Origin of the sequence: Companilactobacillus metriopterae, assembly GCF_004117915.1 — a bacterium.
Classification (GTDB): Bacteria; Bacillota; Bacilli; order Lactobacillales; family Lactobacillaceae; genus Companilactobacillus; species Companilactobacillus metriopterae.
In genome coordinates this window covers 595337-610981 of the sequence record NZ_RSTD01000001.1, presented here as the reverse complement: position 1 = coordinate 610981, position 15645 = coordinate 595337, and the positions used below count along the sequence as shown (strand labels likewise).

At 32.4% G+C, this 15645-nt stretch carries 14 protein-coding genes; 3 read left to right on the top strand and 11 right to left on the bottom strand.

Features of this window, described 5'->3' with window-relative positions; translation table 11 throughout:
- Position 1: 1 nt before the first annotated feature.
- The 3 genes from EKN01_RS03075 to EKN01_RS03065 all read right to left on the bottom strand — a co-directional run bounded on the left by EKN01_RS03075 (position 2) and on the right by EKN01_RS03065 (position 2743).
- On the bottom strand, positions 2–367 hold the full coding sequence (locus tag EKN01_RS03075) for a GntR family transcriptional regulator (protein ID WP_129044920.1): 366 nt from the start codon (positions 365–367) through the stop codon (positions 2–4).
- 102 nt (positions 368–469) lie between these two features.
- Positions 470–2260 carry a DNA helicase RecQ gene (gene recQ, locus EKN01_RS03070; RefSeq protein WP_129044919.1) on the bottom strand — a complete coding sequence of 597 codons (1791 nt, stop codon included), beginning with the start codon at positions 2258–2260 and terminating at the stop codon, positions 470–472.
- Positions 2261–2743 carry a methylated-DNA--[protein]-cysteine S-methyltransferase gene (locus EKN01_RS03065; RefSeq protein ID WP_129044918.1) on the bottom strand — a complete coding sequence of 161 codons (483 nt, stop codon included), beginning with the start codon at positions 2741–2743 and terminating at the stop codon, positions 2261–2263. It lies immediately after the preceding gene.
- Positions 2744–2796: 53 nt separating this feature from the next.
- Here EKN01_RS03065 and EKN01_RS03060 point away from each other — a divergent pair, with 53 nt between their 5' ends.
- Both EKN01_RS03060 and EKN01_RS03055 read left to right on the top strand, forming a co-directional pair.
- A complete protein-coding gene (locus EKN01_RS03060) occupies positions 2797–3627 on the top strand; it encodes a site-specific integrase (RefSeq protein WP_129044917.1) in 831 nt (276 codons plus the stop codon).
- Positions 3628–3645: 18 nt separating this feature from the next.
- Positions 3646–4209, top strand: coding sequence for an LOG family protein (locus EKN01_RS03055; RefSeq protein WP_129044916.1), 564 nt, complete (start codon positions 3646–3648; stop codon positions 4207–4209).
- 224 nt (positions 4210–4433) lie between these two features.
- Here EKN01_RS03055 and rbsU read toward each other — a convergent pair whose 3' ends face one another.
- From rbsU to parE, 5 genes are all read right to left on the bottom strand, one after another.
- Complete coding sequence (rbsU, locus tag EKN01_RS03050; RefSeq protein WP_129044915.1) at positions 4434–5327, bottom strand: ribose/proton symporter RbsU; 894 nt, start codon at positions 5325–5327, stop codon at positions 4434–4436.
- Between the two features lie 140 nt (positions 5328–5467).
- A complete protein-coding gene (locus EKN01_RS03045) occupies positions 5468–6403 on the bottom strand; it encodes a manganese-dependent inorganic pyrophosphatase (protein WP_099974754.1) in 936 nt (311 codons plus the stop codon).
- 9 nt (positions 6404–6412) lie between these two features.
- Positions 6413–7384, bottom strand: coding sequence for a LysR family transcriptional regulator (locus EKN01_RS03040; protein ID WP_129044914.1), 972 nt, complete (start codon positions 7382–7384; stop codon positions 6413–6415).
- A gap of 37 nt (positions 7385–7421) precedes the next feature.
- The gene (parC, locus tag EKN01_RS03035; protein WP_129044913.1) at positions 7422–9905 is read right to left on the bottom strand and encodes a DNA topoisomerase IV subunit A; all 2484 of its coding nucleotides are present in this window, start codon (positions 9903–9905) and stop codon (positions 7422–7424) included.
- Position 9906: 1 nt separating this feature from the next.
- The gene (parE, locus tag EKN01_RS03030) at positions 9907–11922 is read right to left on the bottom strand and encodes a DNA topoisomerase IV subunit B (RefSeq protein WP_338323304.1); all 2016 of its coding nucleotides are present in this window, start codon (positions 11920–11922) and stop codon (positions 9907–9909) included.
- 180 nt (positions 11923–12102) lie between these two features.
- Between parE and plsY the strand changes: the two genes are divergently transcribed.
- On the top strand, positions 12103–12717 hold the full coding sequence (gene plsY, locus EKN01_RS03025; RefSeq protein ID WP_099974750.1) for a glycerol-3-phosphate 1-O-acyltransferase PlsY: 615 nt from the start codon (positions 12103–12105) through the stop codon (positions 12715–12717).
- A gap of 48 nt (positions 12718–12765) precedes the next feature.
- On the opposite strand, the gene EKN01_RS03020 is transcribed toward plsY, so the two are convergent.
- From EKN01_RS03020 to hslV, 3 genes are read right to left on the bottom strand one after another with little or no spacing between them, the layout of a single operon-like run.
- Positions 12766–13641 (bottom strand): aldose 1-epimerase family protein, encoded by an 876-nt coding sequence (locus EKN01_RS03020; RefSeq protein ID WP_129044911.1) that lies wholly within the window; start codon positions 13639–13641, stop codon positions 12766–12768.
- Between the two features lie 12 nt (positions 13642–13653).
- Positions 13654–15099: an ATP-dependent protease ATPase subunit HslU gene (gene hslU / locus EKN01_RS03015; RefSeq protein ID WP_099974748.1), complete on the bottom strand. Its 1446-nt coding sequence runs from the start codon at positions 15097–15099 to the stop codon at positions 13654–13656.
- An 18-nt stretch (positions 15100–15117) separates the two neighbouring features.
- Complete coding sequence (gene hslV, locus EKN01_RS03010) at positions 15118–15642, bottom strand: HslVU peptidase proteolytic subunit (RefSeq protein WP_099974747.1); 525 nt, start codon at positions 15640–15642, stop codon at positions 15118–15120.
- Between the last annotated feature and the right edge of the window lie 3 nt (positions 15643–15645).

Below are 15645 nucleotides of genomic sequence, written 5' to 3'. Positions count from 1 at the left end.
TTTAATTCCCCCTTTTTTCTATATAAGTTTTTACTTTTGAAATTATTTGATCATTATCTAAGTTTAATGCAGATAATGCATCATACATTTCTTCTACAATCTCGTGGATTTGATCTTCTCTAAGCTTATCAATAACTGAAACATCCTCAGTCACAAAATTACCCTGCCCTCTTTTAGTGATTACTATTCCATCATCTACTAAATTTGAGATCGCTTTTTGCACGGTATTTATGTTCACTGATAATTCCAGTGACAGTTCTCTTACCGATGGAATTTTGTCACCTAAATGATATTCATTATTAACAATATTATTACGAATCAAATCCTCAATTTGGAGATATATGGGAATATTATCTTTGAATTCCATTATCGTTCCTCCGTTCTAGTGTACTGCTTAACCATAACAGTGATTATAAAGTTGTCAATACTTTAATATAAAAAAATCCCAACAACTTTTGTCAGGATTTTTTTATGCAGAAATATACTCAGAAATAACTTCCATGAATCTCTTTCCGTATCTATCTAATTTAGCATCACCAACACCAGATATTTCTAAAAATTGTGATGAAGAAACTGGCTGTTTTTGTGCCATTTCTTTAAGCGTATTATCAGAGAATATAACAAATGGTGGTATATCCTGTGCATGAGCTATGGTCAATCTTATACGACGTAACTCTTGGAATAATCCCTCATCAAATGTTCCATCAGCAATTTTAATATTATTAACCGCAGGTGCTTTTTTGGATACCTTCTTATAGGTTTTCTTATTTGATTTTAGTATTTCTAACCCTTCTTGAGTAACCTTCAAAACTGGATATTGATCTGAAGTCATCTCAATGTAATTCGACGAAAGAGCATAGTCAATAAATTCTTCTACTTCTTTTAAACTTTTATCTTTTAATAACCCATAAGTTGATAAATGACTAAAATCTCGAGCATTCTTGTTTAAAGATTGTTTTCCCACCAGAACTCTCGCTACTGATTTTTTACCATAACTTTGATCCATTCTTATGATGCAGCTAAGAACCATTTGAGTGGTTTTAGTCACATCAATTGATTCGCGTACATCAGTACAATTACTACATTTGCCACATTTATCATAATTAGTTTCACCAAAATACTTCAAAATATACTTCATTAAGCACATCTCAGTTGTAGCTAATTGATTCATATTTTGAAGTTTATTGTTCAAACTCTGCTTATATTCTTCATCTGCTTCTGATTTTTCAATAAAGAATAAATGAAGATGAATATCTGCTGGTGAATATAATAAAACAGCTTCTGATGGTAATCCATCTCTACCCGCTCTTCCTATTTCTTGATAGTAATTCTCAATAGTACCAGGCATAGAATAATGAATCACGTATCTAACGTTAGTTTTATTAATTCCCATACCAAAAGCATTAGTTGCAATGATGACGTCAACTTCGTCAAACAAGAATCTTTCTTGCTCATTCTTACGATCTTCATCACTCATTCCGGCGTGATACTTCCCCGCCTTTATACCGTGATCATTTAAGTATTCATAAATTCGATCGACATCTTTTCTGCGACCGACATAAACAATACCAGATTGATCTTTATGTTCTTTAGCATATCTCAATATATAAGGCAGTTTACTTACTGATTTTTCTACAGTTAATGCAAGATTATCTCTTTCAAATCCTGTAGTTATAATATTATCATCACTAACATTTAATGTATGTGCCAGGTCAGTTTGAACGCTATTTGTAGCTGTAGCAGTCAATGCTAATACATTTGGTTGTGCAGGTAATTGATTTATTAAATTAACCATAGCCAGATAACTAGGTCGAAAATCATGCCCCCATGAAGATAGAACGTGGGCTTCATCAATAGCAACTAAATCAATAGGCAGACTAGACAGCCAACCATAGAAATCGGTATTCTCAATGCGCTCAGGTGCTGCATAGATAAGTTTTACAGCACCACTTTCAACATATCTCATTCTCTCCGACATATCTATATAATCTAAGGTACTGTTAAAAAAAGTGGCAGGTATATTCATTTCATTTAACCCGTCTACTTGGTCTTTCATTAATGAAATTAAGGGTGATATGACTAATGTAATACCAGAAAACATCAGAGCAGGTATTTGATAGCAAACTGATTTCCCACCGCCAGTCGGCATAATACCTATTGTCCTCTTGCCTGCCATAACTCGATTTATAATCTCTAATTGACCTGTCCGAAATTGATCGTAACCAAAATTTGTTTTTAGTATTTGTTCAGGTTCCAACATCTAACCCCTTTTTTCTAAGATTAATAATTCTTTCTTCATTGCTAATCCCCCACGATATCCACTATCTATACCGTCGCTTCTTATGACTCTATGGCAAGGAATAATCATTAGTATTGGATTTCTTCCCACTGCAGTTCCAACTGCTCTAATTGCTTTTGGATTATTAATCATATTGGCAATTTCTAAATAAGTAATAGTTTTTCCATATGGTATTGACCTTATAGCATTCCATACTTTCATTTGAAATTCTGTTCCCACCAGATCAATTGGTAAATCGAATTTCTTTCTCTCACCAGCAAGATACTCTGAAATCTCTTGTTTTTCTCTATCTAACTTTCTATGAGTTAAATTAGCTTCTGGATAAAAATTTAGTACTTCTTCTAATTCTTGATTGGGTGATCCTATAAAATTTATCCCATTATCGGTAACACAGATAAAGTATTTATTATTATTGTAATTTAAACTATCGAAATAAATATTCATTTATCCCACATCCATTCGTTATTGTATAATAATCAATGTAATCGGAGGTAGCCATGACTCAAATTCCACATTGGGAATCATTCAAAATTTACCTTAATGGTCGAAATATTAGCGAACGAGCTAAAACTGAATATCTTAACTCATTAAGTAATTTTTTAAACTATGAGAAAGTTAATAATCCTGGTTTTTCACAATCGAACAATTTAAATGATATTGATGAACTCAATATCAAAGAATTCAAAGAATATCTACTCAACATATTAGATTACAGCCCTACTACCGTTAATAAAGTCATCAGTAACCTCAATGTATATTTTAAATATTTATACTCTATAAAAGTAACTAACCAAATACCGAGCTTGTTTATCAAAAGTGTTCCAATAAAAAAAACAGATGATCTACCTATAGATATCTTTGAACACCCCGATTTGTATTTGAACAGAACTGATTTGAAGGTTTACACAAGACTTCTTATCCTCTGCTTAATTAAGGGATTTACATATGAAGAGGCTCTAGAAATTAATTTCTATCGTAAATTCTTAAAGTTGCAATTTGTTGACTTTGAACTAAAATTTTTAAATGAGTATAGAAATTATATTAAACCATATTCAGACTACTGGAAAGATAATAATCTTTTTTTGAGCCGTAATTTTTCTGCTAAATCGCCTTTATTACAGGTTCAGTCATTATATCGTGATTTGAAAATTGATTCTGATATCTTAGATATGGATCTTTCAATCAAAAAACTAAATTCAGCATCAATAATTGTAGCACTTGGCCAAATAAATCCTGACGAATTTCAACAATACAAAATATCCCATTTGTCGGAATCGTCTTTTATCTACTATAGTCGGCTATATCGTGAAAATAAAAATAAATTTTAAAGAAAGAAGCATTAAATTATGAAAAGTATTGCAGTATATTGTGGTTCATCTATCGGAAACAATCAAAAATACGTAGATTTGGCAACTGAACTTGGTGAATGGATGGTCAAAAATGGCTACGGATTGACATACGGCGGCGGTAACGCTGGACTGATGGGAGTTGTATCTCGTAGTGTAATGGCTAGTGGTGGTTACGCTCATGGGATTATTACTCAAAATCTATCTAATGTGGAATTAGCTAATAGTAAAATTTCTCAATTGGACATTGTTGATAATATGGACATTAGAAAATATATGATGATGAAAGATTCAATGGCTAGTATCGCCTTACCTGGAGGACCTGGTACATTGGAAGAAATCTCTCAAACATTCTCATGGGCAATTATCGGAGAAGACAGTCGACCATCAATTTTTTATAATATTGATGGATATTATGATCATTTAAAACATTTTTATGATCAAATGGTAACTGACGGTTTTTTGAAACAGTCTGACAGAGACTCTATCCTATTTTCTGAATCCTTAGATGAAATTGGAGAATATATAGAGAATTATAAACCTATTCGTAACAGCCATTATTAAAATTATATTTTATGCTAACCATTTTACGACTAAGTAAAATCGCGTTATATTGAGTGTGTTGAATAGCCAATGATTATTTGACTTAGATGCAATGTAAATATTGAAAGTATTTATGTGTAAAATCCTCCAATTTTATAACACGTACTTTTAAGAACTATTATCATAATATATAACCCTAACAAAAAAGCACATCGGATTTTCCGATGTGCTTTTTGCTTTTGAAATTATTTTAAGAATGCTGTTACAACACCAGCTACAACTACAAGAAGTAAACCAGAAATGATATAAACCATTTCTTTGTTTGTTTTCTTTTCATGAAGGATATAGATACCACCAAGAGTAGCTACAATAACACTCATTTGTGACAATGTAAATCCAGTAGCAAGTCCATTAACTTCTGGACGAGCTGATACTAGATAAGATAGTGCTGCAAGAGCAAAGAAGAAACCACTAATGATATTAGTATATGAACTCTTTGTTGTAAATGGTTTTGATGCTCTGTTGTCTTTTGTTGCGAATGCAAAGATTGTAGCAACTACTGCCATACCCAATGCTTGTGGGAAGAATGCTTCGAATCCTTTAACAGTAACTGCTTGTGGGAAGGCAGAGTATGCAAGATATCCTATTTCAGCAACTAATACAAGAATTAGACCAACCATGATATCTGAGCTATTTGATTCACTGTTATCTTTCTTTTCACTATATGTTGTCAACCAAACACCTACGATGATCAAGATAATTGCAGAAAATCCTGCAATTTTAGATACTGCAGATCCCCAGTTTCCTAGTACGAAGACACCCCATAAAGATGCTCCAATTAATTGAAATCCTGTTGAAATAGGCATTGTTCTTGAAACACCCATTTTTGTAAATGCATAGAATACAAGAATTTGTGCAGATGCCCATGAAACACCAGACAAGAATGTAAATAGGAATTCTTTTCCTGTTAGTATTGGTGTTTGTGTAACAAGTGCAACGATAATTGATGCAATCAATGTACCATATGTAGCACCCATAATTTGGTTAACAGGTTTTCCTCCAAAAATACCTGTCAACACTGGGAAAAATCCCCAGCCAATAACTGGAATTAATCCAATTAAGATATTAGTTATATTCATAATATAGTACTCCCTCTATAGATCATTTGATTAAATAAAAAAACTGCTAGTTAACAAACTAGCAGTTTTTATTAACAAAGGTTATTATACGTTAGTAAGATAGCGTTTTCAAGAAAATCTTACAATAACTTTCTTTTTTGTTAAAATGCTTCATTTAGAGGAGGAACAACTTGTTTTTTACGTGAGACAACTCCTGGAAGTGAAGCTTTGTTGTCAGAAACCTTAGTATTCAAGGCTTTTTCAAACACAGCAATAGCTGAATCATCTCCAAGAATCAATCCAGTTGTATCACTTGTAAGAATATTAGTTATCAAAAGAATGAATAAATTGTAATTTTCACTAGCAATTTCACTTTGGATATCATTTACAAAATCTGATTCCCTAGTAAGAGTATCATTAACATCGACAGTATTTACTTGAGCTACTCGGACATTGTTACCTTTCATATCGAAAGTTTTAGCATCCATATTAATTAGTTCTTTAGTAGATTTACTATCCAAATTTGTTCCAGCTTTAAGCATTTCTAGACCATAAGTTTCGTAATCAATACCAGCAATTTCAGCCAAGCTCTTCATTGCAGTAGCGTCTTGATCTGTAGTTGTTGGTGATTTAAGAAGTAATGTATCTGAAATTATAGCTGATAACATCAATGATGCTATTTGAGCTGGAATTTCAACAGACTGTTCAACAAACATTTTCCATAATATTGTACTTGTACAACCAAGTGGTTCTGCACGATAGAACAATGGATTAGCTGTTTCAAAGTTTGAAATTCTGTGATGATCAACAACATGTGTAATTTCCATATCAGCAATGTCATCAATACTTTGTTGGAATTCATTGTGATCAACTAGCATGACACTAGAAACTTCACCATTAGTTGAGTTCATAACTCTTGGATATTCATAACCAAATTTATCGAATACAAATTTTGTTTCTTCATTTGGTTCACCTAGAGCAATGGCTTCAGTGTTATATCCCAATTGATTTGATAGGTATGAGTATGCAATTGCTGCAACTACTGCATCAGTATCAGGATTACTGTGTCCAAATACAAATTGTTTTTCTTTAGTCATAATATTCTCCTATACAACAAGGCTGGATGAAATAAGTCTATTTTTATAGCTTTCTTCAAGTAAGAATTTTTCCCACTCACTATATATATCCTTAATTTTTCCAATTTTTTCCTTGTTTTCTTTATAAACAAATGATAATTCAAATGATATGTTAGGTTCAAGTGCTACTTGATATAAATTAGTATTTTTTGTCAGATGACCTAAACAGAAGCTCTCAGGAAGAGCTGTATATACATTTTCAGTTCTATCTGTAAATTTTAGTAGTTGGTATGGCGATGAAAATCTAGCAACAACTTGAGGCAGATCAACTAATGAATTAGTAAAACTATTTATAATTAAATCCGAAATATAATAACCTTCTAAATATGATGCCCATGGTAACTTTATAGCTTCTTTATAAGTTACAGATTTCTTGTCTTTCAATCTATCATCATTATGAATCAGCATAATCTTATCATCCATAATTTTATGCGTTCTAAAATGCTTCCAGTTTTTAATGTTTTTCTCAGGAAGATACATGATAGCAAGATCAATTTTATTATTTTGCATGTTATCCCAAAGTTCATTTCTACTCAAAGAAAGCAAATCCAATTCAATATCAGGATTAATTTTGTTGTAATAAACAATAAAATCATCAACTACAGATGATGCAATTGTAGATAATATACCAATTCTTATAATACCTGATTTAGAGTTTGAATCCTGTTGTATCTTAACAGTGACATCATTGATTAAATCAAACATTTCATGTGTTGATTTAAGCAATGTTTCCCCAGCATCTGTAAGATAAATCTGTTTTCCCATACTATAGAATAAAGGTGCTCCAACAACTTTTTCTATCTTTTTGATTTGTTGAGTCAAAGCAGGTTGTGTAATTCCTAATGATTGAGCTGTCTTTGTGTAACTCATGTTCTTCGTCAACTCATCAAAATAATTTAAAGCTTTGGAACTAAAGACTCTTCTAGCATTTTCGTCTAGCAATAGACAAATCCTCCTGGGGTATAAAAAGATTTAATAATTAAAATAAATTTTGTTCCTGAGATGGTATCTCGGATATAGGATCATCTCTATCAATCTTCATAAATCTCAATGGATTTCCGTCTGATTCAATGTCCATAATGAATGAACCGTTAGAATATCTATCTACCAATGGATGTTCTGATAAATCTATATTTATTTCATTTTGTAAATCAGTCTCAATTATTAGATTTTGACTCTTATTTACATTTGTTACTAGTTTAATACGATGTGGATCCCGTTTTAGTTCCCTTAGAGTCAGTACTCCTCGACGAGCACGACTGGTTGTTGGTATTTCCTTAAGCTTCATCTGTTTGTAAGAACCACGCTGTGTTAGTAATGCAATTATATCTGCATCATTTGAACTTACAAAGTAACTCACTAATTCGTCGTCATCTTTTAAGCTTACAAATTTCACACCAGCAGCCTTACTTCCTACTACAGGTACTTCCGAAATAGGAAATGCTGATGTATATGATTTTTCAGTAAATACATAGATTAAACTTTCTTGTTTATCAGGTTCAATATAGTTAATATCGATAACGGAATTATCAAGAGATTTTAATTTAGCATACTTACTTGCTTTGGATTTATAAGTTCTACCTGGTAATAGATCAGAAAATGCAACTTGTTTAATAGTATTTTCATTTGTACCTATTAAGAAAGTTCCTTTTTGTTCTAAATCCTTAAAAACAAACGATTTAATAACAGATTCATCCGTCGATAATCCTACTTCTTGAGACAAATGTGAACCAGTATCTTTCCACTTAGCATCTTCAACTTCATAGACTTGACGATAAACTAAATTACCCTTGTCAGTGAACATGAATAAGTGATCTCTTGTATTAGCTTCAACATTCATTACTTCATAATCTTCGTCTTTCAATCCGTTACCAGATTCAAAAGAAGCTTGATACGATCGTTGGCTACTACGCTTGATATATCCATTATGACTTACAAGAAGTCTGACTTCCTCACTAGGTATTAGTACACTAGTATCAACTTCAATTTCAGATACTTTAGATTCAATCTTAGTTCTTCTAGGATTACCATAAGTTTTCTTAACTTCAGTAAGTTCCTCTTTAATGACAGACATCAACCTATCATGATTATTTATGATTTCGTTTAAGTAGCTAATTCTCTTTTGAAGATCATCAAACTCTGAACGTAACTCAGTCACATCAGTATTTGTTAAACGATAAAGTTGTAATGAAACAATAGCTTCTGCCTGTGGTTCAGTAAAATCATATTCTTTAACTAAATTATTTTTAGCATCTGATTTATTTTTACTTGCTCTAATTGTTTTAATAACTTGATCTAATATTGATAATGCTTTAATAAGACCTTCCACAATATGAATTCTTGCTTGTGCCTTGTTCAAATCAAATTTACTTCTTCTAAGTACAACATCTTCTTGATGTTTTATATACTCAGTCAAAATTTTCATTAAACCAACTTGTTGAGGTCGCATATCAGCAATTGCAACCATATTGAAGTTATATGAGATTTGTAAATCAGTATTTTTGAACAAATAGTTCAAAATACCTTGTGAATCAACATCTTTCTTCAATTCAACTACAATTGATAGTCCCTGACGATCACTTTCATCACGAACTTCAGCAATACCATCAACCTTTTTTAGAACTCTAATTTCATCCATTTTTTTAACTAAAATAGCTTTATTAACTTCATAAGGTATTTCAGAGATAACTATTTGAGATTTGTGACCTCTCAACTTTTCAATAGATGTTTTTGATCTCAGGTAAACTTTTCCACGTCCGGTTTCATAGGCGTCTCTTATACCTTTAGCACCCTGTAAAATACCACCAGTTGGAAAATCTGGACCTTTGACAATCCTCATTAAATCATCAAGAGTGGAATCTGGATTTTCAATTAATTTGATAGTAGCATCAATAACCTCTACCAAATTATGAGGTGGAATTTCAGTAGCATAACCAGCAGAAATTCCTGTTGCACCGTTTACAAGTAAATTGGGGAATCTTGCAGGAAGAACTTTAGGTTCTTTTTCTGTATCATCAAAATTCCATTCCTCATCAACAGTATCTTTGTTGATATCTCTTAACATTTCTGCTGATATTTTACTTAATCGGGCTTCAGTATATCGCATAGCGGCTGGTGGATCTCCATCCATTGATCCATTGTTACCATGCATCTCGATTAATGGATTACGCAACTTCCAATCTTGAGATAATCTAACCATTGCTTCATAAATTGATGAATCACCATGGGGATGAAAATTACCCATGACATTACCAACACCCTTGGCAGACTTTCTAAAACTCTTTTCAAAGGTGTTCCCATCAAGATTCATAGAATATAAAATTCTACGTTGAACAGGTTTTAGACCATCACGAATATCAGGAAGAGCACGCTCTTGAATAATTGATCGTGAATATCTTTCGTATCGATCTCCCATAATTTTTTCTAAAGAAAGATCTTGAATTTTAGGAGTACCATTTGCCAAATTATTCACCCTCTTCCTTATTCAATAAATCATCTAATTCAATAGTAGAGTCAGTGGATTCATCAATCTTTTCAAGAATATTATCCCCTTCTTCACTACCATTAAATCTAACATTTTTTTCAATCCAATCACGTCTAGGCTGAACTTTGTCACCCATTAGTGTAGTAACTCGTCTTTCAGCAAGAGCTGCGTCATCAATATTTACACGAATTAACATTCTTGTTTCCGGATCCATTGTAGTATTCCATAACTGGTCAGCATTCATCTCGCCCAGTCCTTTAAATCTTTGAAGGTCATAACCCTTACCGATTTTTTTAATACCTTCTTTTAATTCATCAGGAGTCCATGCATAATCGATAACTTGTTTTGCCCCACGACCCTTTTGAAGTTTATATAGTGGTGGTAAAGCAATATATACATGTCCAGCTTCAACTAGTGGTCTCATATATCTATAGAAAAATGTAAGTAACAAAATTTGAATATGGGATCCATCATCATCGGCATCGGTCATGATAATAACTTTGTCATAATTTCTATTTTCAAGATTAAATTCAGCACCTACACCGGCACCAATTGTATAAATCATTGTATTAATTTCTTCATTTTTGTAAATATCTTCTAATTTTGCTTTCTGAGTGTTTAATACTTTACCTCTCAATGGCAAAATAGCTTGAAATTTACGATCTCTACCCTGTTTTGCTGAACCTCCAGCAGAATCACCCTCGACAAGAAATAATTCATTTAAAGATGAATTTTTAGACTGAGCAGGTGTTAGTTTACCTGATAGTAATCCATCATTTTTTTTGTTTTTCTTTCCATTACGTGAATTCTCACGTGCTTTTCGTGCAGCTTCACGTGCTTCACGTGCTTTGATAGCTTTTTTAACAAGTGTTTGCGCTTGTTCACCATTTTCCATCAAGAAGAAATTCATTTGTTCGTAAACTAGTTGATCAACAGCTGATCTTGCTTGAGGTGTTCCTAGTTTACCTTTTGTTTGACCTTCAAATTGTAATAATTCTTCAGGAATTCTGACAGAAATTATAGCTGATAGTCCTTCTCGAATATCAGTACCCTCTAAATTTTTACTATTTTCCTTTAAAAGTCCGATCTTTCGTGCATAGTCATTAAATGCTTTGGTAAGACCTGATTTCATACCGGCTTCGTGTGTTCCACCGTCCACAGTACGAACGTTATTAACAAATGAGATTACATTTTCCGAGTATCCGTCATTGTATTGGCCAGAAAATTCTATTTCGATATCACTATTTGTTCCTTCAATGTAGAAAATTCCACCGATAGTATCTTTATCTTCGTTTAGATATTTAACAAAAGATTGAATACCATCTTCGTAATAAAAGACTTCAGTCTTGTCTTCTTCTCCACGTTTATCGGTAATTGTAAACTTTACACCCTTAAGTAAGAAAGCTGATTCTCTTAATCTTTCAGCTAAAGTGTCATAGTTATACTTTATAGTTTGAAAAATTTCTGGATCAGGTTTAAAACTAATAGTTGTTCCATTAGATTCTTTAGTGGTTCCAGTATTCTTTAAAGTTCCTACAGGATGTCCACCATTTTCAAATCTTTCTTCATAAACTTGTCCATCACGAACAACTCTAACAGTCATCCATTCAGATAATGCATTAACTACTGATGAACCAACTCCATGTAGACCACCGGAAGTCTTATAAGAATTTTCTGAAAATTTACCACCTGCATGAAGTACCGTTAAAATTACTTCAATTGTTGGTTTTCCAGAAGAGTGCATTCCTGTAGGCATTCCACGGCCATGATCAACTACGGTAATACTATTATCTTTATTAATTGTTACATTGATTTCGTCACCAAAGCCTGATAATGCTTCATCAACTGCATTATCAACTATTTCATAAACTAGATGATGCAAACCACGATAATCTGTTGATCCGATATACATACCAGGTCTTTTTCTAACAGCCTCAAGGCCCTCTAGAATTTGAATTGACGAGTCATCATAAGATGATTTAGGCATTTCACTCATTCCTTTTTGTTAAAATTTTTTACATATCTTAGAGATTATAACACTTTCCAGAGGTTCTCATCCATATTCCTATAAGTTAAGTCTTATCTTTTAATTTTTGGAGATTTATTAGATAATGTATAGGATAAGTTTTAATTGCTTTTATTTATTAAAAATACGAAGAAAAGAATGTGAGATTTTATGAAACTTTTTATATCTATTATTTTGGCATATCTAGTTGGTTCATTCCCTTCTGCATACCTCGTTGGCAAAATCTTTTTCAAAAAAAATATTTTCGACTATGGTAGTGGAAACGTTGGTACAACAAATACCTATAGAGTTTTCGGGCCAGTAGCTGGTACATCAGTTTTAATTATGGATATTCTTAAGGGAACACTTGGTGCTTTAATGCCAACTTTCTTTGGTTTAGATCATTATCTCATTTTATTTGTAGGTATTTTTGCTGTTATTGGACATGTTTTCTCTATATTTTTGAAGTTTCGTGGTGGTAAAGCTGTTGCAACAAGTGCTGGAATATTATTGGCATACAGTCCAATATTATTTTTAATTTGTTTTATATGTTTAGCTTCAATTGTTTATCTTACCAGTATGGTAAGCGTGGCAAGTTTAGTTACCGTTCTGGTTTTTGCCATATCAACTTTCTTCATGCACGATTGGGTATTATCTACAGCTGCATGTATTGTCGCGGTTATTGTTTACATTAGACATATACCAAATATAAAAAGACTTCTCAATGGTACTGAGAATTTGGTACCTATTGGACTTAGATATAAAAAGCAACAACAGAATAAATAACATTATGAATATAGAAAAACATCCTACACAAATTGTGTAGGATGTTTTTTATTTGAACGAAATACTGTAATATGCTTCGAATCTTTCTTTTGGATTCAATTTGTTAATACCATACTTAGTTTCCAAATTGTGATCAGTATCTACTTTATCTGCTATCCCCCACCAAGGTTCAATACATACAAAGTTACCTTCACTAGGATATTGTGACCATAATCCAACAAACTTAGCATTTCCAGTATCCAAGGTAATTGAATGTTCTGATTGTTCTGAAGAAATTGAAATTACTAATGGATTATTTAAACGATAGATTATCGCATCATTTTTAAATAAATCATGAGTTAAGTGTTCATTTTGATTATCAACACTAAATTCCTTGCTTAAATCAATATTAGATTCTTTTAGTGGAATACGATTAAGAGTTTCTTGTGGTTCTAATTTGATTTGATAATCTTCATATTCTAACTGATTATCAAAAGGTATATTAAATCCTGGATGAGCCCCAACAGAAAAATTCATAATTTTTTCTGATTCAAGTGAATCAACCAGATAGCTAATTTGTAAACTATCTTTAATTAATTGATAGACTACTTTCAAACTAAATTTATAAGGATAACTTGTAAGTGATTCATCATCATATTCAAGTGTAAATTCCAGCATTGTTTCTGTTTGAGATGTAACTTCAAACTCTCTATCTCTAGCAAAACCATGTTGTCCCATTTGATAATCATTACCGTCTACTTTGTAGTAATCATCTTTCAAACGTCCAACAACTGGAAAGAGAATAGGTGCATGGCGTCCCCATACATCCTGTTCTGCCTGCCAAATAAATTCAGTTCCTGATTCATTCTTGACGCTGTAAACTTCAGCACCAAGAGAGTTAATATTAGCAGTTAAAAAATCATTTTTTATTTCATAAAGTCCCATTCAATCAGTCTCCTATAGAATGTATCTTGAAAGATCTCTATCAGATACAATTTCACCAACTCGTTCTTGGACATATTCTTGAGTAATTGTTACATCACCCATTTGCATATCAGGACCTTCAAATAGGATTTCAGAAAGAATTCTTTCTAAAACTGTTGATAGTCTTCTGGCACCAATATTTTGATTTGTATTATTCAAGTCAAATGATACCTTAGCAATTTCTTCAATAGATTCTTGAGTAAATGTTAAGTTTAGACCATCTGCTCTTGTAAGAGCAACGTATTGTTTTGTAAGTGAATTGCTTGGTTGAGTTAAAATTTGAACAAAATCTTCTTCTGTTAGGTCTTTCAATTCAACACGAATTGGGAAACGACCTTGTAATTCTGCAATCAGATCACTTGGTTTACTTTCTGCGAAAGCACCTGAAGCAATAAATAAAATATGATCTGTATTTACAGGACCGTATTTAGTATTGATTTGAGAACCTTCAACTATTGGCAGAATATCCCTTTGAACACCTTCACGAGAAACTTCACCTGATTGCTTCTTCTCATTTCCAGCAATTTTATCAAACTCATCTATAAAAATAATTCCGTTATTTTGAGTTCTATCAATAGCTGCTTGATATACAGCATCATGATCAATATTCTTTTGTGCTTCTTGTTGAATTAGAACTTCACGAGCTTCTCTTACTGGTAATGTTCTTGAAATCATTTTTTTAGGCATCATAGCACCCATCATTTCGCCAACATCGATACCCATTTGGTTCATTTGATCATTCATTGGTGCTTTTTTAGATTCTTCAACAACAATAGTTACTTCTTCATCTTCAAGTAAGCCTTGATCTAATTTTTCTTTTACAGATAATCTTTCATTTCTAATCTTATCTGTTACATCTTTATTATTATCAGGGTCATCATTGGCGTCATCGTTGTTTCCACCTAAAACGTCTCCGATATTACCAGATTGTAGGTTACCAAACATAGACATCATGTCACCAAAGTTCATGCCATTGTCGTTGTTCTTTTGTTTCTTTTCTTGTCCAGGAACTAACAATTTAACTAACTTTTTATCAACTTTTTTGGAAACTTTTGATCTCATCTCTTCGATGCGATCATCTTCTTCCATTTTTACAGCAACATCAGCTAGATCACGAACCATAGATTCAACATCACGTCCAACATATCCAACTTCAGTAAATTTAGTTGCTTCAACTTTAACAAATGGTGCATTAACAATTTTTGCTAGACGTCTAGCAATTTCTGTTTTACCAACACCAGTAGGTCCAATCATTAGTAAATTTTTGGGTGTAATTTCTTGTTTTAGACTATCAGTTACCTGCATACGACGATATCTGTTATACAAAGCAATAGCAACAGCTTTTTTAGCATCATTTTGACCGATAATATAATTATCTAGTTTTGAAACGATTTCTTTGGGTGTTAACATTTGGGTCATATTTTAAGACTCCTTTAATTAAAATTTGTCAGAGATAATATTATTGTTCGTAAAAATATCAATTTCAGATGCAATTTTGATGGATTCAACAGCAATTTCTTCTGCATCCATATCTTTTGCATGACGTTGTAATCCAATAGCAGCAGCTTGTGCAAAGTTACCACCAGAACCAATTGCAACAACATCTTCATCAGGTTCAATAACTTCACCACTACCAGAAATAAGTAACAATGTTTCTTTGTTCATAGCTAACAACATTGCTTCTAATTTTTGTAATGATGGATCTTTACGCCAATCTTGTGCTAATTCAACAGCAGCACGTTGTAAATTACCTGAATATTCTTTTAGCTTCTTTTCTAACCAGTCTTGAAGTGTAATTGCATCTGCAACACCACCGGCGAAACCAATAACTACTTGATCATCAAAGATACGACGCACTTTATGTGCAGTACCCTTCATGATGAATTTTTCACTCATTGTTACTTGACCATCACCTGCAATTGCAGTATGTCCGTCATGCTTAACAGCTACGATTGTTGTCATTTC

What these genes read in the sequence shown, in the direction of transcription:
- plsY (WP_099974750.1), top strand. Translation starts at nt 12,103, where the DNA reads ATGAAACTTTTTATATCTATTATTTTGGCATATCTAGTTGGTTCATTC.
- EKN01_RS03065 (WP_129044918.1), bottom strand. Translation starts at nt 2,743, where the DNA reads ATGAATATTTATTTCGATAGTTTAAATTACAATAATAATAAATACTTT.
- hslV (WP_099974747.1), bottom strand. Translation starts at nt 15,642, where the DNA reads ATGACAACAATCGTAGCTGTTAAGCATGACGGACATACTGCAATTGCA.
- EKN01_RS03075 (WP_129044920.1), bottom strand. Translation starts at nt 367, where the DNA reads ATGGAATTCAAAGATAATATTCCCATATATCTCCAAATTGAGGATTTG.
- EKN01_RS03020 (WP_129044911.1), bottom strand. Translation starts at nt 13,641, where the DNA reads ATGGGACTTTATGAAATAAAAAATGATTTTTTAACTGCTAATATTAAC.
- parE (WP_338323304.1), bottom strand. Translation starts at nt 11,922, where the DNA reads ATGAGTGAAATGCCTAAATCATCTTATGATGACTCGTCAATTCAAATT.
- EKN01_RS03060 (WP_129044917.1), top strand. Translation starts at nt 2,797, where the DNA reads ATGACTCAAATTCCACATTGGGAATCATTCAAAATTTACCTTAATGGT.
- EKN01_RS03045 (WP_099974754.1), bottom strand. Translation starts at nt 6,403, where the DNA reads ATGACTAAAGAAAAACAATTTGTATTTGGACACAGTAATCCTGATACT.
- recQ (WP_129044919.1), bottom strand. Translation starts at nt 2,260, where the DNA reads ATGTTGGAACCTGAACAAATACTAAAAACAAATTTTGGTTACGATCAA.
- EKN01_RS03055 (WP_129044916.1), top strand. Translation starts at nt 3,646, where the DNA reads ATGAAAAGTATTGCAGTATATTGTGGTTCATCTATCGGAAACAATCAA.
- hslU (WP_099974748.1), bottom strand. Translation starts at nt 15,099, where the DNA reads ATGACCCAAATGTTAACACCCAAAGAAATCGTTTCAAAACTAGATAAT.
- rbsU (WP_129044915.1), bottom strand. Translation starts at nt 5,327, where the DNA reads ATGAATATAACTAATATCTTAATTGGATTAATTCCAGTTATTGGCTGG.